Genomic DNA, 1,283 nt, shown 5'->3' with positions numbered 1-1,283 from the left:
CCTGAATAAGGTTTACACCTTCTGACCTATTTTCAGGAGGGAGCAATGGATTCGGGGAAAAGGCGCAGTCAGCGCGATTACACGCTGGCTTTTAAATTGTCGGTGGTCGATCAGGTCGAAAAGGGCGAGTTGAGTTATAAAGAGGCTCAACGGCGCTATGGCATCCAGGGTCGGTCAACGGTGTTGGTGTGGTTACGCAAGCATGGTCGGCAGGATTGGAGCCAAGGCGCGTCTATTCGAGTGCTGAGGAAGAGTTCCATGGCCGAGTCCACGGTACCGCTGTCACCCGAGCAGCGGATCAAAGAGCTTGAAGAACAGCTTGAACTGAGCAATCAAAAGGCTCAGTTTTTCGAGGCTGTCGTAAACGTCTTGAAGAACGACTACGGTGTATCCATCGTAAAAAAGCGACCCGGCAAGTCCTCGCGCAAGGGCAAGTCAAAGACCTGAGTATCAGCAGGGCTTGCCTGTTCATGGGCATTTCACGTCAGGCTTACTACAAGCGCAACCGAGCGTTTGATGCGAAGGCTAGCGACGATCAAAAGGTCGTGGATTTCGTCTTGGAAAAGCGGCGGCGCCAGCCAAGGCTGGGAACACGCAAGCTGCATTATATGCTGCAGGCCGAAGCAGAAACGAGTCTGCGGGTGGGGCGCGATCGCCTGTTCAGCATCCTGCGAGAAGCGCGAGAATTGGTCCCTCGCAAGCGGGCATACCACAAGACCACCCACAGCCATCATCGATTTCGCCGCCATCCAAACCTACTCAAGGCAGGCCCGCAGCAAATCATTGCCTGTGCTCCTGAGCAAGTTTGGGTTGCGGATATAACCTATCTGCCTACCCAGGAGAGCGTTGCTTATCTGAGCCTGATCACCGACGCCTACTCGCGYAAAATAGTGGGACATCATGTGCATGAGAGCTTGCATACAGAGTCGGTGCTCAAAGCGCTGAAGAAGGCTGTAGGAGGAAGGAAAACCAAGCAGCCGCTGGTTCATCACTCAGACCGTGGGGCGCAGTATTGCTCCGACCTTTATCAGCGTTTTCACACCAAGCACGGGGTCATTTGTTCGATGACCGATGGCTATGACTGCTATCAGAACGCGATGGCGGAGCGAATAAACGGGATTTTGAAGACGGAGTTTTTGCTGCATCGCCCCAAGAACCTGGCCGACGCGGTGAGAATGGTTGATGAATCGGTGCTGATCTACAACGCGGAGCGGCCACATCTGGCCTTGAAATACAAAACGCCCGATGCGGTGCATCGGGCGTTTTGAGACTGAAACAGGTGT

Annotated in this window: 1 protein-coding gene; it reads left to right on the top strand. The window is 54.0% G+C overall.

What is annotated here, in order from left to right; translation table 11 throughout:
• Positions 1–45: 45 nt before the first annotated feature.
• A protein-coding gene (locus AD668_RS28220; protein ID WP_172681848.1) for an IS3 family transposase occupies positions 46–1,268 on the top strand; the annotation gives its coding sequence in 2 pieces (ribosomal slippage) (positions 46–397 and positions 397–1,268; 1,224 coding nt in all).
• The last annotated feature ends 15 nt before the right edge of the window (positions 1,269–1,283 follow it).

Origin of the sequence: Pseudomonas sp. P1.8 (assembly GCF_001269805.1) — a bacterium.
In the GTDB taxonomy this organism is placed as follows: Bacteria; Pseudomonadota; Gammaproteobacteria; order Pseudomonadales; family Pseudomonadaceae; genus Aquipseudomonas.
The sequence above is the reverse complement of the archived record's forward strand: the minus strand, read 5'-3'. Positions and strand labels throughout refer to the sequence as shown.